A 16,037-nucleotide genomic window follows, 5' to 3' on the forward strand; every position below is an offset into this window, starting at 1 on the left:
TCCTTACGGACTACCACGGTCCCAGGGACACCGTCTCGGGGCGGCCATCTCCCCGTGGGCTCACACGTTTGGGGGCGCCCCCTCGATCGGGCGCCCCAGCACGCCTGGGCGGCGCTGCCAGGGCAACGGACCGCCGGGCGGGCGGTATTCGACCCCGAGCGCGTCAAGGCGACGGTAGTGCTCGGCCATCCGCTGCTCGAAGTCGGCGAAATCACGTTCGGCGGGGGCGGGGAGGTCCGACCAGGCGACTTCCGCGAAGGCGGCGAGCCGCGGGAAGACCTGGTAGTCGACGCGGGAGCTGTCCTGCATCACCTCGGTCCAGACATTGGCCTGGGTGCCGAGGACATGGGCCGCCTCCTCCTCGGTGAGCTGGGGAGGCAGGGGCTCGAAGCGGTAGATGTCCTCCAGGGTGCGTACGTACCCGATGGGCATCGGCTCGTCGTCGCCCGCCGCCTGACGGTGGTCCAGATACACCTGCTGCTCGGGGCACATGACGACGTCGTGGCCCGCCTTCGCGGCGGCGATCCCGCCCGCGTATCCGCGCCAGGACGAGACGGCGGCGCCCGGCGCGAGCCCGCCTTCCAGGATCTCGTCCCAGCCGATCAGCCGCCGGCCGCGCTCGGCGAGCCAGCGGTCGAAGTGCCGGATGAACCAGGACTGGAGCTCGTCCTCGTCCGCGAGACCGAGCGCGGCGATCCTGGCCCGGGCCGCCGGTGACTCCTTCCACTGGTCCTTGAGGCACTCGTCCCCGCCGACGTGAATGAAGGTCGAGGGGAAGAGCGTGAGCACTTCCTCGAAGACGTCCTCGTAGAACCGCAGGGTGTTGTCAGTGGGGGAGAGTACGTTGGCGGTAATGCCCCAGGTGTCCCAGACGGTGAGGGAGGTCGTGTCGATGACATCGGTGTTGCCGAGTTCCGGATACGCGGCGATGGCGGCCTGTGAATGTCCCGGGATTTCGATCTCGGGGACGACGGTGATATGCCGCTCGGCGGCGTACGCGACGATCTCGCGGATGTCGTCCTGGGTGTAGTAACCGCCGTGCGGCTTCTCCTCCCAGAGCTCGGAGGCGCGGTGGCCCCATTTGGTGCGGGCGCGCCAGGAGCCGACTTCCGTCAGTCCCGGATGCTTCTTGATCTCGACGCGCCAGCCCTGGTCGTCGGTGAGATGGAAGTGGAAGACATTCAGCTTGTGGGCGGCGAGCAGGTCCAGATAGCGCAGGACGCCGTCCTTGGGCATGAAGTGGCGCGCCACGTCGAGCATCAGCCCTCGCCAGCCGAAGCGGGGCGCGTCCTCGATGAGGGTCATCGGTACGGACCACTCCCGCGCGGAGTCGAGCGGCGCCTTGCGGTAGGCGTCGGGCCCGAGCAGCTGACGGACGGTCTGCGCCCCCCAGAAGACCCCGGCCGCGCCGCCGCCCTCGATACGGACCGCCTCCGCGTCGACGCTGATCCGGTACCCCTCGGGGCCCAGTTCGCGCGCGATGTCCTGGCTGATCCCCAGCACGATCCGGTTGTCGTCGGCGCCGACGACACCGGCGTCGTCCAGGAACGGCAGCCCCGTCGCGGCTCCGACGGCGGTACGGAACCACCGCGCCACGCCCTCCGTACCGGGCTCCGCCACGATCACGGTCGCGTCGTCGAGCGGGAAGACACCCGCTCCCGGATGCGTCGGCCAGGCCCGCCTGGGGTCCGGGATCAGATCCATGAAGTCCACCTCTAATCCTTGACGGCGCCGCCGAGTCCGGAGACCAGGCGCCGTTGTACGAGCACAAAGAAAACCAGCACGGGAACGGTCATCACCGTAGACGCGGCCATGATCCCGCCCCAGTCGTTCTCGTCCGGTTTGAAGAAGACCAGCAGCGCCATCGGAAGGGTCGACTGGGAGGTGTCGCTGATGATGAAGGACTTGGCGAAGAGGAAGTCGTTCCAGGTCGAGATGAAGGAGAAGACACTCGTCGCGACAAGCCCGGGGAAGACCAGCGGGAAAAGGATCTGCCACAGGAACCGGGTACGGCTCGCGCCGTCGATGTACGCGGCCTCCTCCAGCGCCTCGGGGACGGCCTTGACGAATCCGCGCAGCATCCAGACGGCGAACGGAAGCGAGAAGGCGAGATGCGGCAGGACCAGCGAGCCGAGCGTATTGAGCAGCCCGGCGTCCCGCATCAGGAAGAACAGCGGGATGGCCAGCGCCTCGATCGGCACCATCTGCGCGACGAGGAACATGATCAGGAGGGTCGTACGGAATCGGAAACGGAACCGGGTCACGGCCGTCGCGGCCAGAAACGCGATGAGCGCGGAGGCGATCACGACCGTTCCCGCGACCGCCAGGCTGTTGAGGAAGTACCGCCCGAATTCCTGCTGTTCGAAGACCCGGCGGAACGAGTCGAGCGACGGCGAGAGCGTCCAGGGACGGGCTTCCGTGGACTGGATCTCACCGGCCGGTTTGAACGCGGAGAGGACCATCCAGTACAGCGGAAAGGCCACGATCACCGCGATGACGAGGGCCGATGCCTCGGCCAGCAGCCGCCAGGGACGGCGAATACCGAGCAGGTTCACAGTTCTTCTCCCCGGCGTCGGATCAGTCGCAGATAGACGAGCGTGACCGCCAGCAGAATCAGCAGCATGACCACGCCGATCGCCGAGCCCAGGCTGTACTGCGAGGACGCGAAGGCCTTCTGATAGGCGTAGACATTGAGCACGAGATTCTGGCCCGCGATTCCGCCGCCGTTCGTCATCACATAGATCTGGGTGAAGACCTTGAAGTCCCAGATGATCGACTGGATGGTGACGACCACCAGGATCGGCCGCAGCATGGGCGCGGTGATCGACCGCCAGATCCGCCACTGCGAGGCACCGTCCAGCGAGGCGGCCTCCAGCACCTCGCCTGGGATGGCCTTGATGCCCGCGTAGACGGTCACCATCACGAACGGGAACGAGCACCACACCACTTCGAACAGGACGAGCGCGAAGGCGCTGTAGCGGCCGTACGTCCAGGAGAAGTCACCGAGCCCCAGCAGCCGGTTGACGGGGCCGTAGTCCGGGTCGAAGAGGAACACCCAGACCGTGGAGCCGGTGATCGCCGGGGTGGCCCAGGCGCCGAGCGCGGCGAGCATCAGCGCGAGCCGCGGCAGGGCCCGTACGCGCGTCAGCAGGACGGCGAGCGCGCAGCCGACCGCGAGGGTGGTGACGACACACGCCGCGGCGAACAGCACGGTCGCCAGCAGCACCTGCCAGAACTGGCTGTCGCCGAAGAGCGCGGTGTAGTTGCCGAAGCCCTTGAAGGAGGTCGGTTCCCCGCCGCTGACCTGCGCCTGGGTGTACTCCAGGAAGGAGATCAGGCCGAGTTGGTAGATCGGGTAGACCAGCAGCCCGCCGAGAACGACGAGCGCGGGCGCGAGATAAAGCCAGGGGGTCCAGCCGGCCCGGCCGGCCCGGCGGGGGTTCCGCCGGGCCTTCCCGGGTGTCCGCCGGGCCTCGGGTACGGGCCCCGGAACCCCGGTGGCCTTACGGCCGGAGTCGATCCGGCCGGCGTCGGTCGTCATGGCGCTCAGCCCGCGGACGAGAACGCCGCGTCCATCTTCTTCGCCGCGTCGTCCGACGCCGCGTCGACGTCCTTACGGCCGCTGACGATCTCCTGGAACATCGTCGGCAGAATGAGCGAGGAGTCGATCTGCGCCCAGCCGGGCGACGCGGGGACGAACTTGGCGCCCGCGCCGAGGGTCTTGACGAAGGGCTCGATGAACGGCTGCTTCTTCGCCGAGTCGCCCAGTACGTCCGTGTACGTCGGCAGGAAGCCCATCGCGTCGAACAGCTTGGCCTGGGTCTCCTTGCCGGTGAACGACTTCATCAGGTCGACGGCGAGCGTGCGGCGCGGGCTGCTCTTCAGTACGCCGATGTTGTTGCCGCCCGCGAAGGCCGGCGCGATCGAGCCCGCCTGGACCCCGGGCAGCGGCACGACCGCGTACTTGCCCTTCACCGTGCCCGCCTCGACGGCCTGGTGGCTGAAGTCGCCGCCGATCGCCATCGCGGCCTTCCCGGACGCGAAGGCGGTCACCGTCGCGTTGCCGCCCATCGAGGCGCACTTGGCGGCCGGACAGTTGTCGTCGCCGAAGAGCGAGGTGTACGCCTCGATGCCCTTGCGGGCGGCCGGGCTGTTGACGGCGGACTTGTACGTGCCGCCGCTCTCCTCCGCCAGTTCGCCGCCGTTGGCCCAGAGGAACGGCATCGCGCCGTAGGTGTACGCGCCGCCGACCGCGAGCCCGTACAGCTCCGGCTTCGCCTTGTGGACCTTCTTGGCCGTGGAGATCAGCTCCGCCTGGGACTTGGGGGCGGCGATCCCCAGCTCCTCGAAGACATCGGTGCGGTAGTAGAGCGCGCGGACGCCGACGAAGAGGGGCGCTCCATAGATCTTGCCGTCGACCGTGACGGACTGCCGGGCCGTCGGGTCGGTGTCCTTGGCCTCGTCCCAGGCGTCGAACTCCTCGGTGACTTCGGCGAGTCCGCCGTCCTTGACGTATCCGGCCGTGTCGGTGTTGCCGTACTCGATCAGGTCCGGGGCGCTCTTCGGGTCGTTGAAGGCGGCCTTGATGCGCTGGGCGCGGGTCTCGACCGGGATGTACTCGATCTCGACCTTCGTCCCCTCGTGCTTCTTGCCGAAGGCGGCGACAGCGGCGTCGACGACCTGTTCCTTGGGCTTGTTGTTGACCTCCTGGAAGAGCCAGACGCGCAGCGTGCCGCTCTTCTCGTCCTTCGTCGCGCTGGTGTCGGAGGTCTGCGGGGCGCAGGCGGTGGCGGTGAGGCCGGTGAGCGCGAGCGCCGCGACCGGGACGGCAATGCGAGAGGAAAGCTTCATCCGGGATCCCTACGGGTCGGCGTTGCAGCATGCGCAACGTACGTTTCGTGCTGCACAACTCGCAGGAGATTAAGCGCGGCTGGAAGTCGCCGACAAGTGGTCTCAACCAATCTGTGACGCGAAGCCCCGGCGAAGCTCCCCGGGCACCCCTCGCGCGGCACCCGCGCGACCCCCGTGCGCGCCAACGCGAAACGGCCTCCGGGGCGCGTGTGTGCACGCGCGCCCCGGAGGCCGTCCACCGGCAGTGGACCAGCGGTCGCTACTTCTTGCCGCTGTCCTTGCCCTTGCCCTTGTCCTTGCCCTTGTCCCCGCCGGGACCCATGGACTCGTAGATCTCCTTGCACATCGGACAGACCGGGTACTTCTTGGGGTCACGCCCCGGCACCCAGACCTTTCCGCACAGTGCGACCACGGGAGTGCCGTCGAGGGCACTCGCCATGATCTTGTCCTTCTGGACGTAGTGGGCGAAGCGCTCGTGGTCGCCGTCGCCGTGCGACACCTGCGGTGTCGGCTCCACGAGGGTGCCCGTACCTGCCCCGCGCTCGGGCTCAAGAGTGCTCATAGCAGCCAAGGGTACCCACGCCCGGGGCATCTCGGAGGCTCCGGGTCCGTGCACTCCGGAGCCATGCGCTCACGCATCGCGCCGACACGCCGACGACACGCCGAGCGGCGACCGCCGGAGCGATCGGCGCGCCGACGAGCGGGCCACCGACGGAACAGGCCGCCGGGACATCGCCCGCGGCACGGGCCGACCCGGCCGACCGGTCAGTTGAGGGAGGGATCGTCCGGATATGTCGCGACCATGGCCAGCTCGCTGCGCTGTCTGCGCAGCACCGCCCGCCACAGGCTCTCCGGCCTCGGCGACGACACATCGCCCGGCTCCGACTCCACGACGTACCACGCCCCTTCGCGCAGCTCCTCCTCCAGCTGGCCGGGGCCCCAGCCCGCGTATCCGGCGAAGATCCGCAGCGAGCCGAGCGCCCGCGCGAGCAGTTCGGGCGGGGTCTCCAGATCGACGAGGCCGATCGCCCCGTACACCCTGCGCCACCCCAACGGCCCCTCGTCACCCGGGATCACGGCGAGACCGAGGGCCGAGTCCAGCGAGACGGGACCGCCCTGGAAGACCACACCGGGGTCGCCCGCCAGCTCCCCCCAGGACTCCAGGATGTCCGCGACGCCCACGGGCGTGGGCCTGTTGAGGACCACGCCGAGCGAGCCCTCCTCGTCGTGATCGAGGAGGAGCACCACCGCGCGGTCGAAATTCGGGTCGGCCAGGGCGGGAGTCGCGACAAGCAGCCGCCCTGTGAGCGAGGACACCTCGGTCATGCGAGACATGATCTCGCATATTCGGGGTCAGCGGGGCACGCCCGGCACAGTGCGCGTGAACGCAGCTCAGAACGCCCGGCGCTGACGGGAGCGCGCGATTTCCCGCACACCCGGACAGTGACCCTCCGCGAGCGGCCGGGGACCCTGCGTGTCGAGCCGCTCGGATTACGTCTCCCTTGTACGCCAACCGCTCCCCGGGCCTTACGGGACGGGGGCCCCGGCCCCTTACCCTTTTCCTTGGCCACCTGCCCGCCCACTCCGGAACGCGAGATTCATGACCGGCACAGACGATGTAATGCTTGTCCACGGCGGAACCCCGCTGGAGGGCGAGATCCGCGTCCGCGGCGCGAAGAACCTGGTGCCGAAGGCCATGGTCGCCGCGCTTCTCGGCAGCGGTCCGAGCAGACTGCGCAATGTGCCCGACATCCGCGACGTACGGGTCGTACGGGGACTGCTGCAATTGCACGGTGTGACCGTACGTCCCGGTGACGAACCGGGTGAGCTGATCCTCGACCCGACCCATGTCGAGAGCGCGAATGTCGCCGACATCGACGCCCACGCGGGCTCGTCGCGCATTCCGATCCTTTTCTGCGGACCGCTGCTGCACCGGCTCGGCCACGCGTTCATCCCGGGGCTCGGCGGCTGTGACATCGGCGGCCGGCCGATCGACTTCCACTTCGACGTGCTGCGCCAGTTCGGCGCGACGATCGAGAAGCGCGCGGACGGCCAGTATCTGGAGGCGCCGCAGCGGCTGCGCGGCACGAAGATCCGGCTGCCGTACCCCTCGGTCGGCTCGACGGAACAGGTGCTGCTGACGGCCGTGCTCGCCGAGGGCGTCACCGAACTGTCCAACGCGGCCGTGGAACCGGAGATCGAGGACCTCATCTGCGTCCTGCAGAAGATGGGCGCGATCATCTCCATGGACACCGACCGGACGATCCGGATCACCGGCGTCGACCGGCTGGACGGCTATGCGCACCGGGCGCTGCCCGACCGTCTGGAGGCGGCCTCCTGGGCGTCCGCGGCGCTGGCCACCGAGGGCAACATCTACGTGCGCGGCGCGCAGCAGCGCTCGATGATGACGTTCCTCAACACCTACCGCAAGGTCGGCGGCGCCTTCGAGATCGACGACGAGGGCATCCGCTTCTGGCACCCGGGCGGCTCGCTCAACGCCATCGCGCTGGAGACCGACGTGCACCCCGGCTTCCAGACCGACTGGCAGCAGCCGCTGGTGGTGGCGCTGACGCAGGCGTCGGGGCTCTCCATCGTCCACGAGACGGTGTACGAGTCGCGGCTGGGCTTCACCTCCGCGCTCAACCAGATGGGCGCGCACATCCAGCTCTACCGGGAGTGCCTGGGCGGCTCCGACTGCCGCTTCGGGCAGCGCAACTTCCTGCACTCCGCGGTCGTGTCGGGCCCGACCCGGCTCCAGGGCGCGGATCTGGTCATTCCCGACCTCCGCGGCGGTTTCTCGTATCTGATCGCGGCGCTGGCGGCGCAGGGCACATCGCGGGTCCACGGCATCGATCTGATCAACCGCGGCTACGAGAACTTCATGGACAAGCTCGTCGAGCTGGGCGCGAAGGTCGAGCTGCCGGGCGGCGCGCTCGTCTGACGCGCCATCACGCCCGTACGCCGTCGGCCCCGCTCTCCTCTGAGCGGGGCCGACGGCGTACCCGGGCCGGCAGGCACCCTTTCGTGGGCTTCTGACGGCCCTCTGGCGGCCGGACGCACCGGGGGCGGCCACCCTGTCCGGGTGGCCGCCCCTGCGTGTCGCCTATGGGTGTTACTTGCCCTTGGCGGCTTCCTTGAGCTTGGAGCCCGCGGAGACCTTCACGCTGTAGCCGGCCGGGATCTGGATCGGGTCGCCGGTCTGCGGGTTACGAGCGGTCCGAGCGGCACGGTGGGTGCGCTCGAAGGTCAGGAAGCCGGGGATGGTGACCTTCTCGTCGCCCTTGGCGACGACCTCACCGACCGTCTCGGCGAGAGCGGCCAGCACAGCGTCGGCGTCCTTGCGGGTCACCTCGGCGCGGTCGGCCAGGGCGGCCACCAGCTCACTGCGGTTCATGTTGTTACTCCCGTGTTCTTCTTGCCTGTAAGGCGTGAGATCGAAGCCGATGCTGCCAGGGCCCTCGGACAGTCCCCGGACCCGGGTCTGCTGACAGACCCTCGCGCCCGAATACGCATCCTGCCCCCACCAGCGGCGGGAAAGCCAATCCGGCACCCTCCGGAGTCACACGAAAAGCGCCACTGCCTCGTCGTCGTGACGTTCCGTCGACTCTGTGGAGACTCCTTGGAGCCTTGGGGCCCTTGAGCCCGCCGGAGGCCCTGAAAACCTCCCTGGAGCGGCGGGGCTCATGGTCCGCCACCCTAGAGGGGCCCGTGGGGCCCGGCGAATCGCGACGCGCCGGGCACCGGACGGACGTGAGATGTACCGCAGTCCTGGGTAGCGTGACCGGGCCCCGTCGTGGGCCTGGTCACATTTCGGGCCGGGTCCCGGGGGCGTATTTCGCGCTGCCCCGGCCCCCTCCCCTCCCTGGACCGCGGATCAGACCTGGGTGACGGGAGCCGTCACGTCCCCGCCGGCCGCCCTGGCGGCGTCGCGCACCGCACCGGCCACCGCGCCCGCGACCTTGTCGTTGAAGACCGAGGGCACGATGTAGTTCGGGTTGAGCTCGTCCTCGGAGACGACATCGGCGAGCGCCGCCGCCGCGGCCAGCATCATCTCCGTGTTGACCGTGCGGGACTGGGCGTCCAGCAGGCCGCGGAAGACACCGGGGAAGACCAGCACGTTGTTGATCTGGTTGGGGAAGTCGGAGCGGCCGGTGGCCACCACGGCCGCCGTCTCGCGCGCGATCGCCGGGTCGACCTCGGGGTCGGGGTTGGCGAGGGCGAAGACGATCGCGCCGTCCGCCATGGCCGCGACGTCCTCGCCGTCCAGCACGTTCGGGGCCGAGACACCGATGAAGACGTCCGCGTCGACCACGGCTTCCTTCAGCGTGCCGGTGACGCTCTCGGGGTTGGTGTTGTCGGCGATCCAGCGCAGCGGCGACTCGGGGGCCGCCTCCACCAGGTCCGCGCGGCCCGCGTGCACCACGCCGTGGATGTCGGCGACCACCGTGTGCTTGACGCCCGCCGCGATCAGCAGCTTGAGGATGGCCGTACCGGCCGCGCCCGCGCCGGACATGACGACCCGCACGTCCCCGATGCCCTTGCCCACCACACGCAGCGCGTTGGTCAGCGCCGCGAGCACCACGATCGCGGTGCCGTGCTGGTCGTCGTGGAAGACCGGGATGTCCAGGGCCTCGCGCAGCCGCGCCTCGATCTCGAAGCAGCGGGGCGCGGAGATGTCCTCCAGGTTGATGCCCGCGAAGCCGGGGGCGATCGCCTTGACGATCTCGACGATGGCGTCGGTGTCCTGGGTGTCCAGGCAGAGCGGCCACGCGTCGATACCGGCGAAGCGCTTGAAGAGGGCCGCCTTGCCCTCCATGACGGGCAGCGCGGCCTTGGGGCCGATGTTGCCCAGGCCGAGCACCGCGGAGCCGTCCGTGACGACCGCCACGGAGTTGCGCTTGATGGTCAGCCGCCGGGCGTCCTCGGGGTTCTCCGCGATCGCCATGCAGACCCGGGCCACACCCGGGGTGTAGATCATCGAGAGATCGTCACGGTTGCGGATGGGGTGCTTCGACTGCATCTCGATCTTGCCGCCGAGGTGCATCAGGAACGTACGGTCGGAGACCTTGCCGAGGGTGACCCCCTCGATGCTCCGCAGCCGCTCGACGATCTCCTCCGCGTGCCCCGTGGAGCTGGCGGCGATGGTGACATCGATACGCAGCTTCTGGTGGCCGGAGGCGGTCACGTCGAGGCCGGTCACCGAACCACCGGAGGACTCCACGGCCGTGGTCAGCTGCGAGACCGCGGTACCGCTCGCGGGCACCTCCAGCCTGACCGTCATCGAGTACGAGACGCTGGGCGCCGTTGCCATGACCGAGTCCCTCTTCTTTCCCTAGCCTCTTTGCCGTTCCGCCCGCCCCACGTCGGCGGCGGAACCTTCAGATCGTCGCACCTACCGGCTGGTAACAGGTAAAGACCTTTATCTACGGAACGCGGTCTTCCATGATGTGTGACGAAAACAGGCCCTCACCAAAGTGTGGTGAAGGCCCGCCGACGTGTCTGTGGCGCTGACGTAAAGCTGACGCAAAGGGTGGCACCGACCCGCCATGCTCGCCTCGCGGCAAGTGGTCGCTCGAAGCGACGAAGGTTGGGCCCGGGGGCTTGGATCGGGCCGGTGCCACCCCCAGGCTAACAAACCACCCCGGTAAGTGATTCCCTTCGCGCGAGTTGACTGCCGGTCAATCGCGGAACCGGCTCCGGGCCGGTCCCGCGACCGAGCCGGGGAGTCACTCCCGCAGCAGGTCCGGTACGCCCTCCGCGTCCGGTTCGTCGCGGGCCGCCGAGACCACCGTGAGCTGCCGGGTCGCCCGGGTCAGCGCGACGTACAGCACCCGCAGACCGGCCGGCGACTCGTCCGCGATCTCCGCCGGGGAGACCACGACCGTCGCGTCGTACTCCAGCCCCTTGGCCTCCAGGCTCCCCAGCGCCACCACGCGGTCCCCGAGGCCGGCCAGCCAGCGCGCCGCCTGCTCACGCCGGTTCATGGCGACGACGACACCGACCGTGCCGTCCACCTGGTCGAGCAGCCGCTGTGCCTCCGCGCGTACCGTCGCGGCCGGATCGCCGTTCTCCACGACGCGGAAGCGCGGTTGTACGCCGGTGGAACGCACCGCTCTCGGCGACTCCATGCCGGGCATGGCGAGCGCCAGGACCTTCGACGCCAGTTCGGCGATCTCGGCCGGGTTGCGGTAGTTCACGGTCAGGGTGAAACGGCGGCGCGGGCGGGTGCCGAGCGCCTCGTCGCGGGCCTCCGCCGCCTCGTCCGGGTCCGACCAGGACGACTGCGCCGCGTCGCCGACGACCGTCCAGGTGGCGTGCCTGCCCCGGCGGCCGATCATCCGCCACTGCATGGGCGTCAGGTCCTGGGCCTCGTCGACGATGACATGCGCGTACTCCGTGCGCTCCGCCGCCAGCCGCTCGGCGCGCTCGCGCTGCGACTCCTCGCGCTGGGGCATCAGCTCCTCAAGGCCGGTCAGCTGGTCCAGCGGATCGAGATCGCGCCGCTTCCTGGGCCGGGGCGGCGAGCCGAGCAGCGTCTCCAGCTCGTCCAGGAGCGCCACGTCATGGACGGAGAGCGGGCCGGAGCCGTCCGGGCCCAGCCGCTTCAGGGAGCGGGCCAGACGGCGGGTCTCGCCCTGGTTGAGGATCCGTCGCGACCAGCGGCCGAGCCGCCGCTCGTCGGCCATCCCGGCGAGCACCCCGCGCGGGGTCAGCTCGGGCCACCAGGCGTCCAGGAAGGCGAGGAAGCTGTCCTCGGACGTGACGTCCTCGTCGAAGGACGAGCGCAGTTCGGCGGCCAGCTCCGGGTCGGTGTGCCGCTGGGCCGACCCGGACTTCGCCCAGAGGGCGTCCAGCAGGAGTCTGCGGGCGCGCGGTCTGAGCAGATTGACGGGCGCGGTGCCGCTGAGCACGGAGTGCCGGATACGGTTCAGCTCGCCGGCCTCCAGCTCCAGCCTGCGGCCGAAGGCGACGACCCGGAGCAGATCGGTACGTACGGGTACGGTCCCGGCGGCGCCCTCGTCCCCGACCCCGGCTCCGTCTCCGTCCCCGATCTCGCCGAAGGCCAGCTGGCCCCGCTGATCGCGGTCCCTGGGGCCGGGGCCCGCCGGGAAGGAACCTTCCAGCGCCCCCCTGGCCGCCTTGCGCAGCACCTTCAGCATCCGCGCCGAGCCCTTGACCCGCGCCACCGCCGGTTCGTCGTACGCCGTGGCCTCGGCGCCGTCCACCAGCGACCCGACCGCGCGGATCGCGACCTGCCCCTCCTCGCCAAGCGAGGGGAGCACGCCCTCCGTGTACGCGACGAGCAGCGGCGTCGGCGAGACGACGAGGATGCCGCCCGCGTACCGCCGCCGGTCCTGGTAGAGCAGATACGCGGCGCGGTGCAGCGCCACGGCGGTCTTGCCCGTACCGGGGCCGCCCGAGACCTCGGTGACCGAGGCGGCGGGGGCCCGGATCACCAGGTCCTGCTCGGCCTGGATGGAGGAGACGATGTCCCGCATGGTGTGCCCGCGGGCCTGGCCGAGCGCGGCCATCAGCGCGCCGTCCCCGATCACGGCCAGCGCGGCGCCGTCCAGCGAGGCGGTCAGCTCCGGCCGCATCAGATCGTCCTCGACCCCGAGGACCCGGCGCCCCTTGGAGCGGATGACCCGGCGCCGTACCACCCGGCCTGGATCCACCGGGGTGGCGCGGTAGAAGGGCGCGGCGGCGGGCGCGCGCCAGTCGATGACCAGCGGGGAGTAGTCGGAGTCCAGGACTCCGATACGGCCGATGTGCAGCGTCTCGGCGATCTCGGCGGTGCCCTCGGGGCCGATGGCGTCGTCGGCGGGCTCGACCGAGGTGTACGCGCCGTCCGGGCCCTTCTTGCCGTCCTTGCCCCGGAGGAGGTCGATCCGCCCGAAGAGGAAGTCCTCGAACTCGTTGTTGAGCCGGTTCAGGTGGACCCCGGCGCGGAAGACCTGGGCGTCCCGCTCGGCGAGGGCTCCCGGCGTGCCGACCTGCCCCCGTTTGGCGGCGTCGTTCATCAGGAACTCCGCCTCGTGGATCTTCTCCTCAAGACGGCGGTACACCTGGTCCAGATGGCGCTGCTCGACGCCGATCTCGCGGTCGCGCACGGAGTCGTGCTCCGTGGCGGTTACGGGACCGACGGCGGGTCCAGCGGTTTCTACAGCGGCATCCTGCGCGGCCACCGAGGCCCCCTTCATGACGTGCATTGGGCAGCCGTCAACCGTACGCGAAGGGGGCGGGTATGTCAGGCGTCGACTTCCACCAGACGTTTGCCGTCGAACGTACGGACCTCGAAGTGATCGATGTCGTTGCTCTCCATGGCCGTACCGCCCTCGACGTAGAGCGGCTTCTTGCCGTTCTCGTCCGGGCTGTCGGGTATGCCGTACCCCCACGCGGGCACCGACCACGAGGTGACGACCTCCTGCTCGCCGGTCTTGGAGACGGCGACCAGACTGCACTTGAGCGGGCCCTTCACATTCTTCAGCTCCAGGGCGGTGCGGGTGCCCCAGGCCTTCGGCTCCATGGCGATGGAGGCGCTGACCTCGGTGGTGGTGTCCGTGGCGCCGATCTTGCCCGGCATACCGGCGAACTCCTCGGCCGGGGTCCGTTCCCTCGCGACCGGCGTGCCCGCCTCGGCGCCGCCCGAGGTGGCGATCCCGACGCCCACCGGCCCGCCGATGATCAGCACCGCGGCGGCGGCGACCAGATAGAGCCCCCGGCGCTTGCGCTTGGCGCGCTTGACCGCGACCTCGTCGACCAGCCGGCCGAGCAGCTGCGGGCTGGGCCGCACGGAGACGGCGGGGGTCGGCAGCTGCGCGAGGGGTACGGGGGGCGGGGTCAGCGGGGTGGGCGCGAGGAACGGGTCGGGGTCGTCCGCCAGCATGGCCAGCATCGGCTCCATTCCGGAGAACTCCTCCAGCTGGACGGCGCAGATCCGGCAGCCGGCCAGATGCGTCTCGAAGGCCGTGGCCTCGGCATCGTCCAGAATTCCGAGAACGTACGCTCCGACGGCTTCATGCACAGTACTTTCGTCGCCCAGTCCGTACTGCTCGTGCGTGGTCATGCCGAGACCCCCCTCTCCTCCAACGCGAGCTTCATCGAACGTAGTGCGTAGAACACACGGGAACGCACGGTCCCGCTGGGTATGCCGAGCGTCTCGGCCGCCTCATTGACCGTGCGTCCCTTGAAGTACGTCTCCACGAGTACTTCCCGGTGGGCAGGGGTCAAATCCTCAAGCGCGTCCGAGAGCGTCATCAGCCACAACGCCTTGTCGATCTCGTCCTCCGCGGGCATGACCTCCAGCGGCGACGGGTCGACTTCCTGCGGCCGGGCCTGCCGACTGCGGTGACCGTCGATGACGATGCGCCGGGCGACCGTCACCAGCCAGGGTCGGACGGAGCCGGTCGCCCGATTGAGCTGACCCGCATTCTTCCAGGCACGGATGAGCGTTTCCTGTACGACGTCCTCGGCCCGCTGGCGGTCGCCCGCGACCAGCCGCATGACGTAGGCGAGCAGCGGTCCGGCGTGCTCCCGGTAGAGGGCGCGCATCATCTCCTCGTCGGGGACGGGGGTGTTGGCGCGCGGTGCCGCGCTCCGGTGTCGGGCCCGGTGAGGGCGGTCATCGGCCACGGCCGCATCTTTGCGCACCTAAACCTCCCGGTCGAGACCTTCATGGCTGCTTCTCCCTCATCACTACGGAAGCCCGGGGGAGGGCACTCAACGGCCGACGCAAAAACTTTCAAGATTTTTTGCGGCGGGAGGGAGGGCGAAGGGCGGCGGCATGGGCGGGTTCGCACGGGTCCGGGACCCGTGCGGGATTGATGGAGGAAACATGGAGAGCATGTCTCGAACTCGCGCGGATACCGTGCAGTAGTTGTCCGAAAATCGCGCAACAACCTTATGGAATGGCCCGGCACGTTGTCATCAGGGCCGCGCGAGAGCCGCCCTGCGGCGGTGTCTGGCGACCCGCTCGCGATTGCCGCACACCTCGCTGGAGCACCACCGGCGGCGCCGCCCGCGCGAGGTGTCCAGATAGACGCGCCGGCAGCTGTCGCCCTCGCACTCGCGCAGCCGGGCCCGCGCGGCGGGATCGGTGAGCAGTTCGACCGCGTCCCTGGCCACGGCGGCCAGCAGCGCGTCGCACTCGGGCTCGGCGCTCAGCGCCCGTACGAGATCGCCGTCCTCGTCCCGTACCGCCCTGATCCCCGGCGGCGCCCCCGCGGCCAGCGTGTTGACCCGCTCCAGCGCGCAGGCGGCGTCCCGCCCGTCGATCTCGGCGTGCACCAACTGCCCCACTCGGTCGCGCAGTTCGGTGAACGACCGTACCCAGCGGGCGTCGACCCCCACGAGCGGCGTCCCTTCGGGCACCAGCCCCGCGCCGATCAGCCACCGGCCGAGCGGTACGGCGCCGTCGAGCCGCTCCCGGCCTCTGGAGGTCCGTTCTCCGGTGGCCACCAGATCCAGGCAGATACGCCCGGAGTCGAATCGCCACTCGTACGAGCTCATGCCCGCCGCCATGCCCGCCGTCATGTGCCTGTCACCGCCTCGGGTTCACCGTGGGTGCCGTCCTCCTCAGAGTGCCTGCCCCGGAACGCGGCCGGAACCCCTGCTACCGGTGGCGGTGTCGGCGGATTCGCCGAAGGCCCCTACCCGGCCGCGTTCGGCGGGCCGTTGTGCAGGACGCGTTGGAAGAGGTAGTGATCGCGCCACTCGCCATGGATGTGGAGATAGCCCGACGCCGTACCGATCAGCTCGAAGCCGCATTTGCCCAGTACGCGCCGCGAGGCGGCGTTGGCGAGGACCACGGCGGCCTCAAGGCGGTGCAGACCCAGCTCGTCGTGGGCGGCGCGGCAGACCTCCTCGACCGCGCGGGTCGCCAGACCACGGCCGGTGTACGCGGCATCGATCCAGTAGCCGATATTCGCACTCCGAAACGGTCCGAGAGCGATGTTGAGGAGGGTCGCCTCGCCGACGATACGGTCGCCGTCCACGAGATGCCAGCGCCGGACGGTGGGATCGGAGAGCCGGTTGGCCTGGGCCCTCGGGGTGTAGAAGTCGGCGGGGCGGTCCGGTTCCCAGGGGCTCAAGTGGTCCCTGTTACGGACAAGTGCCTCGGTGACGAGTTCGGCGTCGTCCGGGGTGGCGGGCCTGAGGCGGATCGAGGAGTCGTGGGACATCTTCGT

The 16,037-nt window shown here is 69.8% G+C and carries 14 protein-coding genes; 1 reads left to right on the forward strand and 13 read right to left on the reverse strand.

All coding sequences use genetic code 11. The features are described 5' to 3' along the window. Positions 1 to 60: 60 nt before the first annotated feature. The 6 genes from AB0M67_RS31530 to AB0M67_RS31555 all read right to left on the reverse strand — a co-directional run bounded on the left by AB0M67_RS31530 (position 61) and on the right by AB0M67_RS31555 (position 6,177). Positions 61 to 1,704, reverse strand: a complete 1,644-nt coding sequence (locus tag AB0M67_RS31530) for a beta-N-acetylhexosaminidase (protein ID WP_365750960.1) — start codon at positions 1,702 to 1,704, stop codon at positions 61 to 63. 11 nt (positions 1,705 to 1,715) lie between these two features. Then, a complete protein-coding gene (locus AB0M67_RS31535; RefSeq protein WP_206300598.1) occupies positions 1,716 to 2,549 on the reverse strand; it encodes a carbohydrate ABC transporter permease in 834 nt (277 codons plus the stop codon). 2 nt (positions 2,550 to 2,551) lie between these two features. Then, on the reverse strand, positions 2,552 to 3,550 hold the full coding sequence (locus AB0M67_RS31540; protein WP_365751012.1) for a sugar ABC transporter permease: 999 nt from the start codon (positions 3,548 to 3,550) through the stop codon (positions 2,552 to 2,554). Continuing rightward, the gene (locus AB0M67_RS31545; RefSeq protein ID WP_365750961.1) at positions 3,547 to 4,851 is read right to left on the reverse strand and encodes an extracellular solute-binding protein; all 1,305 of its coding nucleotides are present in this window, start codon (positions 4,849 to 4,851) and stop codon (positions 3,547 to 3,549) included. Before AB0M67_RS31545 ends, AB0M67_RS31540 begins: the two co-directional genes overlap by 4 nt. 259 nt (positions 4,852 to 5,110) lie before the next feature. Then, positions 5,111 to 5,413 carry a DUF3039 domain-containing protein gene (locus tag AB0M67_RS31550; RefSeq protein ID WP_249953356.1) on the reverse strand — a complete coding sequence of 101 codons (303 nt, stop codon included), beginning with the start codon at positions 5,411 to 5,413 and terminating at the stop codon, positions 5,111 to 5,113. Positions 5,414 to 5,616: 203 nt separating this feature from the next. Then, positions 5,617 to 6,177: a YqgE/AlgH family protein gene (locus tag AB0M67_RS31555; RefSeq protein ID WP_365750962.1), complete on the reverse strand. Its 561-nt coding sequence runs from the start codon at positions 6,175 to 6,177 to the stop codon at positions 5,617 to 5,619. Positions 6,178 to 6,451: 274 nt separating this feature from the next. Here AB0M67_RS31555 and murA point away from each other — a divergent pair, with 274 nt between their 5' ends. Next, positions 6,452 to 7,792 (forward strand): UDP-N-acetylglucosamine 1-carboxyvinyltransferase, encoded by a 1,341-nt coding sequence (murA, locus tag AB0M67_RS31560; RefSeq protein ID WP_249953358.1) that lies wholly within the window; start codon positions 6,452 to 6,454, stop codon positions 7,790 to 7,792. Positions 7,793 to 7,963: 171 nt separating this feature from the next. Here murA and AB0M67_RS31565 read toward each other — a convergent pair whose 3' ends face one another. The 7 genes from AB0M67_RS31565 to AB0M67_RS31595 form a co-directional block, all read right to left on the reverse strand. Then, complete coding sequence (locus AB0M67_RS31565; protein ID WP_004571953.1) at positions 7,964 to 8,245, reverse strand: HU family DNA-binding protein; 282 nt, start codon at positions 8,243 to 8,245, stop codon at positions 7,964 to 7,966. Positions 8,246 to 8,725: 480 nt separating this feature from the next. Continuing rightward, the gene (locus AB0M67_RS31570; protein WP_365750963.1) at positions 8,726 to 10,162 is read right to left on the reverse strand and encodes an NAD-dependent malic enzyme; all 1,437 of its coding nucleotides are present in this window, start codon (positions 10,160 to 10,162) and stop codon (positions 8,726 to 8,728) included. A 415-nt stretch (positions 10,163 to 10,577) separates the two neighbouring features. Continuing rightward, positions 10,578 to 12,962, reverse strand: coding sequence for a UvrD-helicase domain-containing protein (locus AB0M67_RS31575; protein ID WP_365750964.1), 2,385 nt, complete (start codon positions 12,960 to 12,962; stop codon positions 10,578 to 10,580). A gap of 137 nt (positions 12,963 to 13,099) precedes the next feature. Continuing rightward, positions 13,100 to 13,918 carry a zf-HC2 domain-containing protein gene (locus tag AB0M67_RS31580; RefSeq protein WP_365750965.1) on the reverse strand — a complete coding sequence of 273 codons (819 nt, stop codon included), beginning with the start codon at positions 13,916 to 13,918 and terminating at the stop codon, positions 13,100 to 13,102. Continuing rightward, positions 13,915 to 14,502, reverse strand: a complete 588-nt coding sequence (locus tag AB0M67_RS31585) for a sigma-70 family RNA polymerase sigma factor (RefSeq protein ID WP_030355126.1) — start codon at positions 14,500 to 14,502, stop codon at positions 13,915 to 13,917. The genes AB0M67_RS31580 and AB0M67_RS31585 overlap by 4 nt, the downstream gene beginning before the upstream one ends. Positions 14,503 to 14,778: 276 nt before the next feature. Further along, entirely contained in the window at positions 14,779 to 15,372 is a 594-nt protein-coding gene (locus AB0M67_RS31590; RefSeq protein WP_365751013.1) for a CGNR zinc finger domain-containing protein, read from the reverse strand. Positions 15,373 to 15,500: 128 nt separating this feature from the next. Further along, positions 15,501 to 16,031, reverse strand: a complete 531-nt coding sequence (locus AB0M67_RS31595; RefSeq protein ID WP_365750966.1) for a GNAT family protein — start codon at positions 16,029 to 16,031, stop codon at positions 15,501 to 15,503. Positions 16,032 to 16,037: the final 6 nt, after the last annotated feature.

This window comes from Streptomyces sp. NPDC051662 (assembly GCF_040681655.1).
GTDB lineage: Bacteria > Actinomycetota > Actinomycetes > Streptomycetales > Streptomycetaceae > Streptomyces.

What these genes read in the sequence shown, in the direction of transcription:
- AB0M67_RS31555 (WP_365750962.1), bottom strand. Translation starts at nt 6,177, where the DNA reads ATGACCGAGGTGTCCTCGCTCACAGGGCGGCTGCTTGTCGCGACTCCC.
- murA (WP_249953358.1), top strand. Translation starts at nt 6,452, where the DNA reads ATGACCGGCACAGACGATGTAATGCTTGTCCACGGCGGAACCCCGCTG.
- AB0M67_RS31590 (WP_365751013.1), bottom strand. Translation starts at nt 15,372, where the DNA reads ATGGCGGCGGGCATGAGCTCGTACGAGTGGCGATTCGACTCCGGGCGT.
- AB0M67_RS31595 (WP_365750966.1), bottom strand. Translation starts at nt 16,031, where the DNA reads ATGTCCCACGACTCCTCGATCCGCCTCAGGCCCGCCACCCCGGACGAC.
- AB0M67_RS31550 (WP_249953356.1), bottom strand. Translation starts at nt 5,413, where the DNA reads ATGAGCACTCTTGAGCCCGAGCGCGGGGCAGGTACGGGCACCCTCGTG.
- AB0M67_RS31570 (WP_365750963.1), bottom strand. Translation starts at nt 10,162, where the DNA reads ATGGCAACGGCGCCCAGCGTCTCGTACTCGATGACGGTCAGGCTGGAG.
- AB0M67_RS31580 (WP_365750965.1), bottom strand. Translation starts at nt 13,918, where the DNA reads ATGACCACGCACGAGCAGTACGGACTGGGCGACGAAAGTACTGTGCAT.
- AB0M67_RS31565 (WP_004571953.1), bottom strand. Translation starts at nt 8,245, where the DNA reads ATGAACCGCAGTGAGCTGGTGGCCGCCCTGGCCGACCGCGCCGAGGTG.
- AB0M67_RS31545 (WP_365750961.1), bottom strand. Translation starts at nt 4,851, where the DNA reads ATGAAGCTTTCCTCTCGCATTGCCGTCCCGGTCGCGGCGCTCGCGCTC.
- AB0M67_RS31530 (WP_365750960.1), bottom strand. Translation starts at nt 1,704, where the DNA reads ATGGATCTGATCCCGGACCCCAGGCGGGCCTGGCCGACGCATCCGGGA.